Annotated in this window: 9 protein-coding genes; 5 read left to right on the top strand and 4 right to left on the bottom strand. The window is 70.1% G+C overall.

Annotated features, from left to right (window positions below):
• Positions 1-2 precede the first annotated feature (2 nt).
• Entirely contained in the window at positions 3-968 is a 966-nt protein-coding gene (ligD, locus tag RR1_RS07285; RefSeq protein WP_010837968.1) for a non-homologous end-joining DNA ligase, read from the bottom strand.
• Between the two features lie 194 nt (positions 969-1,162).
• Here ligD and RR1_RS07280 point away from each other — a divergent pair, with 194 nt between their 5' ends.
• Positions 1,163-2,575 carry an amino acid permease gene (locus RR1_RS07280; RefSeq protein WP_040772886.1) on the top strand — a complete coding sequence of 471 codons (1,413 nt, stop codon included), beginning with the start codon at positions 1,163-1,165 and terminating at the stop codon, positions 2,573-2,575.
• A gap of 7 nt (positions 2,576-2,582) precedes the next feature.
• Here the strand turns inward: RR1_RS07280 and RR1_RS07275 are convergent, their stop codons facing one another.
• The gene (locus tag RR1_RS07275; RefSeq protein WP_010837965.1) at positions 2,583-3,509 is read right to left on the bottom strand and encodes a HAMP domain-containing protein; all 927 of its coding nucleotides are present in this window, start codon (positions 3,507-3,509) and stop codon (positions 2,583-2,585) included.
• A 117-nt stretch (positions 3,510-3,626) separates the two neighbouring features.
• Here RR1_RS07275 and RR1_RS07270 point away from each other — a divergent pair, with 117 nt between their 5' ends.
• From RR1_RS07270 to RR1_RS07255, 4 genes are all read left to right on the top strand, one after another.
• Positions 3,627-5,045, top strand: coding sequence for a guanine deaminase (locus RR1_RS07270; RefSeq protein ID WP_010837964.1), 1,419 nt, complete (start codon positions 3,627-3,629; stop codon positions 5,043-5,045).
• Between the two features lie 60 nt (positions 5,046-5,105).
• Positions 5,106-6,419, top strand: a complete 1,314-nt coding sequence (locus RR1_RS07265; protein ID WP_010837963.1) for an amidohydrolase family protein — start codon at positions 5,106-5,108, stop codon at positions 6,417-6,419.
• Entirely contained in the window at positions 6,416-7,027 is a 612-nt protein-coding gene (locus tag RR1_RS07260) for a pyridoxine/pyridoxamine 5'-phosphate oxidase (RefSeq protein WP_010837962.1), read from the top strand. The genes RR1_RS07265 and RR1_RS07260 overlap by 4 nt, the downstream gene beginning before the upstream one ends.
• A gap of 91 nt (positions 7,028-7,118) precedes the next feature.
• Positions 7,119-7,340 (top strand): hypothetical protein, encoded by a 222-nt coding sequence (locus RR1_RS07255; RefSeq protein WP_010837961.1) that lies wholly within the window; start codon positions 7,119-7,121, stop codon positions 7,338-7,340.
• A 39-nt stretch (positions 7,341-7,379) separates the two neighbouring features.
• Here the strand turns inward: RR1_RS07255 and RR1_RS07250 are convergent, their stop codons facing one another.
• Positions 7,380-7,601, bottom strand: coding sequence for a hypothetical protein (locus RR1_RS07250; RefSeq protein ID WP_143153750.1), 222 nt, complete (start codon positions 7,599-7,601; stop codon positions 7,380-7,382).
• Positions 7,602-7,846: 245 nt separating this feature from the next.
• On the bottom strand, positions 7,847-8,983 hold the full coding sequence (locus tag RR1_RS07245; protein WP_238558976.1) for a hypothetical protein: 1,137 nt from the start codon (positions 8,981-8,983) through the stop codon (positions 7,847-7,849).
• Between the last annotated feature and the right edge of the window lie 38 nt (positions 8,984-9,021).

The raw sequence follows: 9,021 nt of genomic DNA, 5'->3' as shown, positions 1-9,021 counted from the left end.
CGTCACTCGGGGTCGGGCGGCGGCTGTGCGCCGCCCGCCTCGTCGCGCTCGGCCCATTCGAGGAGCTGCTCGATCGAGAAGACCGACTCGTCGATGCCGGAATGCAGGTCGCCGAGTTCGGCGAACCGGCCGGGGACGGTGCGGATCGTGAAGTCGTGCGGATCGAGGTCGCCGATCTCGTCCCACCGGACGGGCGTCGAGACACGGGCGTCGGGAACGCCGCGCACCGAGTAGGCGCTCGCGATCGTGTGGTCGCGTGCATTCTGGTTGTAGTCGACGAAGACCTTCGCGGGATCGCGGTCCTTGCGCCACCACGTCGTCGTGACGTCGGCGGGTGTGCGGCGCTCGACTTCCCGCGCGAATGCGAGCGCGGCGCGGCGGACGTCGTGGAATCCCCAGTGCGGCAGGATGCGTACGTAGACGTGCAGCCCCTTGCCGCCCGAGGTCTTGGGCCAGCCGACCGCACCGAGATCGCCGAGCACGTCGTGGACGACTCCCGCGACCCGCGCGACGGTCGAGAACGGGCACTGCTCGCCCGGATCGAGGTCGATGCGCCATTCGTCGGGCGACTCGACGTCCGCCCGCCGTGAGTTCCACGGATGGAACTCGACCGCGGACATCTGCACCGACCACGCCACGTCCGCGAGGTGCGTGACGCACAGCTCGTCGGCGGTGCGGCCGTAGCGGGGGAACGTCACGCGCACCGTCTGCACCCAGTCGGGTGCGCCGCGCGGGAGCCGCTTCTGGTGCACCTTCTCTCCCGCGAGGCCGTCGGGGAAGCGGTGCGTCATGCAGGGCCGCTCGTAGAGGGCGCGCACGATGCCGTCGCCGACCGAGAGGTAGTAGTGCACGAGGTCGAGCTTCGTCGCGCCGAGCGCGGGGAAGTAGACGCGTCCCGGATTGGAGACGCGCACGGTGCGGCCGTCGACGTCGAACTCGACCGCGGGAGTCGTCTTCTTCCCCGGCATGACCCACACCGTAATCGCGGCGGCTCACCGCGTTCGGGGTTTCGTCCGAGTCCAGCGGGTCCCGGGACGGACCCGATTCGGAACGGTTTCCCGGCAAAGGCCGTGAACCGGACTCCACCAGGGGATTTCGCGCGAACACGGGGCTAGTCTTCGCGGGTCCGGAGGGTCGAGAACGACCCCGGGAGGAGATTGCCATGACATCGCTGGCACGGCGGGACGAGACGCCCTCCGCACAGCCCCACGGGCTGGGTACGTCGCTCAAACCCCGGCACATCACGATGATCTCGATCGCAGGTGTGATCGGTGCGGGTCTGTTCGTCGGTTCCGCGACGGCGATCGAGCAGGCGGGGCCCGCGGTCCTCCTCTCGTACGCACTCGCGGGGACGCTCGTGGTCCTCGTCATGCGCATGCTCGGTGAGATGGCGACGGCGAACCCCGACACGGGATCGTTCTCGGTGTACTCCGATCGCGCCCTGGGGCACTGGGCGGGCTTCTCCGTCGGATGGCTGTACTGGTGGTTCTGGGTGCTCGTGATCCCGGTCGAGGCGACCGCCGCCGCGAAGATCCTCGGCGATCTCGTCGGCGGCGAGCAGTGGTTCTGGGCGCTCGCCGTGACGCTGCTGCTCACGATCACCAACCTGGTGAGCGTCGGCAACTACGGCGAGTTCGAGTTCTGGTTCGCGCTCGTCAAGGTCGTCGCGATCGTGGCGTTCGTCGGGATCGGTGCCGCCGCGATCCTCGGTGTCTTCCCCGGCTCGGAGGTCAGCGGCATCACCCACCTGTGGGAACCCGACGGCTTCCTGCCCAACGGCTACGGCGCGGTCGTCGCGGTACTGCTGACGACGATGTTCTCGTTCATGGGAACCGAGATCGTGACGATCGCCGCCGCCGAGTCGCCCGACCCGGCGAAGGGCATCACGCGCGCCGTGAACTCGGTGATCTGGCGGATCTCGCTGTTCTACCTGGGTTCGATCTTCGTCGTCGTCGCGCTCATGCCGTACAACCGCCTCGAGGACGGCTCGTACCAGAGCGTCCTCGATGCCATCGGCATCCCGTACTCCGCGCGAATCATGGACGTCGTGATCCTCACGGCCGTCGCGTCGTGCCTGAACTCCGCGCTCTACACGGCGTCGCGGATGCTGTTCTCGCTCGGTGTGCGTCGCGACGCACCGCAGGCCGTCCGGAGGCTGAGCCGACGCGGTGTGCCGTGGGTCGCGGTGTCGGCGTCGATGGTCGTCGGATTCGCCGCGGTGATCGGCAACTACGTTCTGCCCGACCGGATCTTCACGTGGCTGCTCTCGACGTCGGGCGCCGTCGCGCTGTTCGTGTATCTCGCGATCGCGGCGAGCCAGTTGCGGCTCGGCCGCAGGATGCGCGACGAGGGCGGCAGGCCGCCGGTGCGGATGTGGCTGTTCCCGGGCCTGACGATCGTCGTCATCGTGTTCATCGTCGCGGTGCTCGTGCTCATGGCGTTCGATCCCGCGCAGCAGCAGGCGATCGGATTCTCGGTGGCGTCGGCCGCCGTCATCGTCGTGCTCGGTGTGATCGTCGGACGACGCCACTCCCGGACGGCCGATCCCACGATGGGCGAGCCGATCGCCGACTGAATCGCCCTCAGCGGGTGGCGGTCTCGTCGAGCCGGGCGCGGTCGACGAGTTCGGTGACGAGATGCGAGACGTGGTCGATCTGGCCCACGACGTCGGCGGCGAGCGAGTCGCGTTCGGCGTCGCCCAGTTCGGGGCCGTCGGGGTCGCTCGTCGAGACGAGGAGTTCGAGGTTCGTGCGCAGCGCCGTGAGCGGAGTGAGCAGTTGCGCCCCCGCGTCGGAGACGAGCGCGCGCTGGCGTTCGCGCGACTGGCCGAGTGCCGCGAGCATCTCGTTGTAGCGCTCGGTGAGGCGCGCGATCTCGTCGTGGCCGACGGCAGGGATCGGGGCGAGGACGTCGGTGACGGCGACGCGGCGCATCGCGCCCGTGAGCCGGCGGATGGGGCGCAGCCCGGTGCGGGCGACGGCGGAGCCTGCGAGGATCGCGAACGCCGTCACGATCCCGCCGAGGATCGTGAGCCCGACGAGGAGCTTGCGGAGCAGGCTCGCGGTCCTGGCGGTGGCCTCCGCCGCGAGGACGATCTCACCGGACGGCGCGGCCTTCGCGAGCATCAGGTAGCCGTCGACGGTCGTCGTGGCGGTGTCGCCCTCGGCGAGATCGGCCGAGTTCACCCACCCGGTGACGGCGGTGGGGTCGTCGAAGGGTGCGCCCCACGCACCCGCGGCGGCGACGAGTTGCCCCGACGACGTGACGACGGCGACGCGCGAGGAGACGGCGGGGGAGAACACCCAGGGCGGCCCGCCGGACACCGCGGTGCCGATGACGGCGTCGGCGGTCCGGCCCAGCCGATCCTCGGCCTGCTCGCCGAGCGAGCGTTCGGTGACGAAGTAGATGGCGGCGGCCGACGCGACGACGGCGAGCGCGGCGACGAGTGCCGTCACCACCACGATGCGGGCCTGGAGCGACCGCTGCGAGAGGGTGAGCACCTCCGCCATCGCGCGCGCACCTCTCTTTCGCCGGACCTCGTCCGAGTATCGCGCGCCATGCTGAGAACGCCCTGAGTCGCGCGCCGGGCCGGGCGCGGCGGGCCGCGGCTGTGGTTCACTCGCCGCGTGAAGGAGCATCGACCCGACCGCGCCCGCGTCCACCGTGGCCACGTCTTCCACGTCGCCGGCAGTCCCCGGCTCGACGAGGCCGCGAGCGCCCTCGTCTCGATCCCCGACGGCGCGCTCGTCGTCGGCGAGGACGGGACGATCGCGTGGTGCGGCGAGTACGCGGACCTGCCGGCCGAGCACGACGCGCTCCCGGTGCACGACGTGCGGCCCGGTTTCCTGCTGCCGGGCTTCGTCGACACGCACGTGCACTTCCCGCAGACCTTCTCCGTCGACGCCTACGGCGGCGGTCAGCTGCTCGAATGGCTCGACCGCGCGATCTTCCCTGCCGAGGCGCGGCTCGCGGACCCGGGCTTCGCGCAACTCGTCGCGAGTGCGTTCTGCGATCGCCGCATCGCGGCGGGCACGACGGCGGCGATGGTCTTCGGCTCGGCGTTCCCCGCGGCGCAGGACGCGCTGTACACCGAGACCCGTAGGCGCGGGCTGCGGATCGTGAGCGGTCGCGGCATCCAGACCCGTGGGCCCGAGTCCGCGGCGCCGCTGATCACGGGTGAGGACGAGGCGATCGAGGCGGTACGCGCCGAGATCGACGCGTGGCACGCCGTCGACACGGGCGATCCCGCGACCGCCCGCATCCAGGTGGCGGTCGTGCCGCGGTTCTCGCTGTCGGTCACGCCCGAGACCTTCCGCAATCTCGGCGAGCTGTACGACGACGTGCGCGAGCGCGGCGTCTACTTCCACAGCCACATCAGCGAGAACGACCGTCCCGGTGACGGCGAGATCGACGCCACCAAGGCGCTCTACGGGTGCGAGCGGTACCTCGACACGTACGACGGCAGGTTCCTTCCGGGCTCGCAGGTCGGCGGATCGAGCCTGCTGGGGCGGCGCAGCATCCTCGCGCACGCCGTCCACTGCACCGACGGCGAGCTCGAGCGGATGGCGGAGACGGGCACCTCGATTGCGCACTGCCCGACGTCGCAGCTGTTCCTCGGCTCGGGCACGATGCCGTGGCGGCGGACGACGGCCTCCGGCGTCACGGTCGGGATCGGCACCGACGTGGGCGCGGGCGACGAGTGGTCGATCGCGCGTGTTCTCGGCGACACGTACAAGGTCCACATCTCCGAGCCGGGCGACGCGGGCGTCTCGCTCGATCCGGCGCAGCTGCTCTTCAGCGGAACCCTCGCGGGCGCGCGTGCCCTCGACATGGAGGCGCGGTTCGGCAACTTCGACGCCGGCAAGGACGCCGACTTCCTCGTCGTGGATCCCCGTCGCTGGCAGCCGCTCTCGGATGCGCTCGACTACGGAATCCGTTCCGACGCCGCCGAACTCGCGCGCGATCAGCTCCTGTTCACGGTGCTGACGGTGATGCGCGAGCCGGCGATCGCCGAGGTGTACGTCGGGGGCGGCCGGATCGACTGACGTCGCGGTTCGCGCTGCGGTGGCCGCCGGGCACGGCTAGTTTGATGCGTCGTGCTGACTGTGCAGGGCGCGCTCGCGGTGTTCGGGCGAACGGGCGACGAGACCGGATCCGACGTCGTGATCGAGGACGGCCGCGTCGTCACGGCGTCCGGTGGCTCGGGTGGCTCGGGCGGTGAGGTCCTCGACGCGAGTGGGTGCGTCGTCACGCCGGGGCTCGTCAACGCGCATCACCACCTGCTGCAGACCGCCTTCCGGACGATCCCGGAGACCAAGGGCGTCCCGATGGCGCAGTGGCTGCCGACGATGGCCGAGCACTACGCGCGGGCCGGTGTCGAGCCGGGGCTCGGCGCCGCCGCGGCGGAGGCAGGCCTCGCGGAGTCGCTGCTGTGCGGCGTCACGACGGTGGCCGATCATCACCTGACGTGGCCGGCGGACATGACGGCCGAGGGTTCCGTCGAGTACGCCGACGCCGTCGCAGCCGTGGCGCGAGAGCTCGGCGTCCGGCTCACGTTCGTGCGGGGGACGGCGCGCGACGATCCGGCGGCGGCCGCGGAGTCGGCGCGCGCGATCGCCCGGCACTGGCTGACGCCCGAGGATCGCGGCGTCACGGCGGACGGGATGCTGCAGTTCGCGGTCGGTCCCGCCGGCGTGCACAGCGATGAGCGCGAGACGTTCGATGCGCTCGCGGAGGTCGCGCGCGAGTACGGGTTGCGACGGCGGACGCAGGCGAACGAACAGGTCGACGTCGCCATCGCCGCGGAGCGGTACGGCAGACGACCGATCGAGCTGCTCGACGAATGGGGTTGGCTCGCAGACGATGTCACGCTCGCGCACCTGTGCGACGTGACCGGCGACGAGATCGCCCGGCTCGCGCAGGCCGGTGTGAGCGCGACGCACGCGCCCGGTTGCGATCTCCCGATGGGATGGGGGATCGCACCCGTCGCCGCGTTGCACGACGCGGGCGTCGCCGTCGGGATGGGGACGAGCGGCGGCGGCAGCAACGACGCCGGGCATCTGCTCGCCGACACGCGGCTCGCGATGCAGGTCGCGCCGCTCGTCGGCCGGCCCGTCCCGGCGCGGGAGCTGCTCACCGCGGCCACGGCGGGTGGAGCTGCGGGGCTGGGGCGACCGGAACTCGGCACGCTCGACGTCGGGGCCGCGGGAGATCTCTGCGTGTGGGACGTCTCGGGCGTGGCGGACGCGGGCGTCCACGACCCCGTCGCGGGTCTGTTGTGGGCGTCGCCGGGCCGCCGCCCCAAGCACGTCGTCGTGGGCGGACGCGTCGTCGTCCGCGATGGGGCGCTTCGCGCTCGTGCGAGACTTTCCGGTCCAGGGACCCGAAACTCACTCACGAGCGGAGAGCGCCTGCCATGAACTTCGGACACGACTGCGAACCCGAGCACTACACCGACATCGACCCGATCCGGCTGCTCGGGATGTGGCTGGGGCCGGATACCCTCGACGCTCCGCCGCTCATGGCGCTCGCGACGACGGGTACCGACGGCTACCCGCGGGTGCGGCACGTGCTGCTCACCGAGGTCGCCGGAGGACGACTCCATTTCCATACCGACTCGGCGTCGCGCAAGGTCCGGGAACTTGCCGAGTCTCCGCGTGCGTCGTGTGCGCTGGTGTGGCCGGACGCGGGCCGTCAGATGATGGTCACGGGTGATGTCGTGGCCGCCGATGCGGGCGAGAACGCGCGCGCCTATCGCACCCGGAGCAGGTATCTCCAGTTGCTCGCGTGGCTGAACACCGAGGAGATGGCAGCGATGCCGGTCGAGGACCGCCACGCCGCGTGGGCGGCGTTCGACCGCGAGCACCCCGCCCTCGACGAGCCGCGCACCTGGGCGGGCTACGCGATCGAGCCGCGCGAGATCGTGTTCTGGCGGGGCGACTCCGACGGCCCGTCGCGGCGGGTGCGGTTCACGCGGGGTGACGGAACGGCCCAAGAGGCGTGGCGCAGCGAACTCCTGCCGGGGTGACAACGGCGCAGCGGAGGGCATCGGTTCTGTAACGAAACCGCCCGGGCGAGGTATACCCACAGCACACGTCCGTCGCCCCGGGGAGAGCCTGATGACGATGCTGCTCGCAGCCGCTGCGCTCGTCGCCGCGATCCTCCTGGCGCGCACGACATTGTTCGTGGCGGGCGCTCTGCTCACCGCGTCGGGCGGCGCCCTCGTCGTCGCGTCGTTCGAGGTCCACGCCGCCGGGCTGCGGATCGGACTCGTCGCGCTCGCCGCGGTGGTCGCCGCCGTGGGCGTCCTCGTAGCGGTCCGCGGCGCGGTCAGGGCGTGACGGCGTCGCGCGGTGCCGATCCCTCTCCGGAACCGGCACTCATGCGCGGGGGTGGCTGCTGGAGTCCGGGGGAACGACGAGATACAGGTCGCCTCCGATGGGGCGTGCGCGGTCCCGCCAAGAGTTGCCGTCGAGAAGTAGATCGAGCTTGGTGATCAGCGCGTCGGTTCCCGTGACGACATCCCAGTTCGGTGCGTACATCGCAACGAGATACGAAGTACTGTCGCCGGATTCGTGATTCCAGTCGAACGTCACCACCACCGTCGGACCTACGGACTCGACCGCGACATTCCGCATGTGAACCCAGGGCTCGCGGCCGTAGACGGGTCCGTCGCGATGGGGCGCCGTCGCGAACCACCCCGTTGCGGAGTCGTCGTGCGATGCGGGCTCCGCAGGGAGCGACGATGCCTCCCGAAGATAAGCGTGCAGCGCTGCGGCGATCTCGCGTCGAAGACGGGCCGACTGGTCGGGGTGTGGTCGCACGGCTCCATCATCCCCGGATCGCGTCATCCGGATGCTCCGAAAGCGACCCACGTGACGCCGTCGACGATCTCTGGATCCCGGAACGTCGGCTGACTGAAGGGCGTCCTGCCGACGCGGCGTCCTGCTGTACTCGCACGCGGATCATCATGGACTCGGAGTCGATATGCCCGAAGCCCGGCGAGGTCGATGTCGAAACCGAATCGCTTGTCGCCGTCGACCAGGTGCCAGGTGTATCTGACGATCACACGGTCGATCCCGTGCAACCGGATCTCCTCGAACGTGAACCAGCGACTGGCGCCCATACGTCCGAGTTCATCCGCGATGGTGGCGGTCAGCGAGGATACGAACTCCTGCGCCCACACTTCCGGCGGCGACGCCTGCGGATGCGCCACCCGGTCCGCCCTGATGAGATCGCCGTGCCGGCGTAGGTACCAGAGCAGTTCCGGATCGTCGGGAACCACTTTCTCGGGGTATGCACGTCGGCCACCGCCGCTGCTGGCGAGCAACCACGCGAAGTCACTCGGTGCGAGGCGAGGAGAGCCATCGGACTCGACGAGAACGACGAAGAACGAAGGTCGTACACGAACCATGCTCGCGTCGGTGACGACCCGGTACGCGTAATCGGCGGAATCACCGAGAACTGCTCGTACCCAGGCGATCTGTTCTCGGAGGGGTAGATCGACCGGGGGCGGCAGGGTGTCCTCGACCTCGGGGGTGTCGGGGTGTGCGAGGAGTGCGACGCGGACCATCTTCGTGTCTGCGGTTCTGTCGAACGTGCCGAGGTAGGAGGGATCGCTGCACCACACCGATACCGTCACGGTCACGTCGTCCAGTTCGACACTCGGAACTCGAACGGATCTGGACTGATCCGCGTGTGGCTCCGATCCGGGGGCGAGAATCGATGCGAGTCGGCTGTAAATCGGTGTCAGATCGATTCCGGGATCCGATCGGATCGACGCTGCGAGTTCCGTGGGGGTCCTGTCCGCGGGCATCGCTCTCACGCTCCCGCGGTGCTGTCGTCGGCTGTCCCTTCCCATTCCGTGACGTGCTGGTTCAGGCTTTCGAGTTTCCGCCGTATGCCGAAGACCAATTCTGCGTTGCTTTCGTGCATCTCCCGGCAGGCGGCGGGTGATGGTGATCCGAAGACCGTGTCCAGGCACCGGTGGTAGTCCGGGGGTTGCATCTGCTTGTGTTCCGA

The sequence above is a fragment of the Rhodococcus rhodnii NBRC 100604 genome (assembly GCF_001894925.1).
Taxonomy (GTDB): Bacteria; Actinomycetota; Actinomycetes; order Mycobacteriales; family Mycobacteriaceae; genus Rhodococcus_F; species Rhodococcus_F rhodnii.
Note: the sequence above shows the minus strand (reverse complement) of the source record. Positions and strands in the feature narration are given on the sequence as shown.

What these genes read in the sequence shown, in the direction of transcription:
- ligD (WP_010837968.1), bottom strand. Translation starts at nt 968, where the DNA reads ATGCCGGGGAAGAAGACGACTCCCGCGGTCGAGTTCGACGTCGACGGC.
- RR1_RS07280 (WP_040772886.1), top strand. Translation starts at nt 1,163, where the DNA reads ATGACATCGCTGGCACGGCGGGACGAGACGCCCTCCGCACAGCCCCAC.
- RR1_RS07275 (WP_010837965.1), bottom strand. Translation starts at nt 3,509, where the DNA reads ATGGCGGAGGTGCTCACCCTCTCGCAGCGGTCGCTCCAGGCCCGCATC.
- RR1_RS07260 (WP_010837962.1), top strand. Translation starts at nt 6,416, where the DNA reads ATGAACTTCGGACACGACTGCGAACCCGAGCACTACACCGACATCGAC.
- RR1_RS07255 (WP_010837961.1), top strand. Translation starts at nt 7,119, where the DNA reads ATGACGATGCTGCTCGCAGCCGCTGCGCTCGTCGCCGCGATCCTCCTG.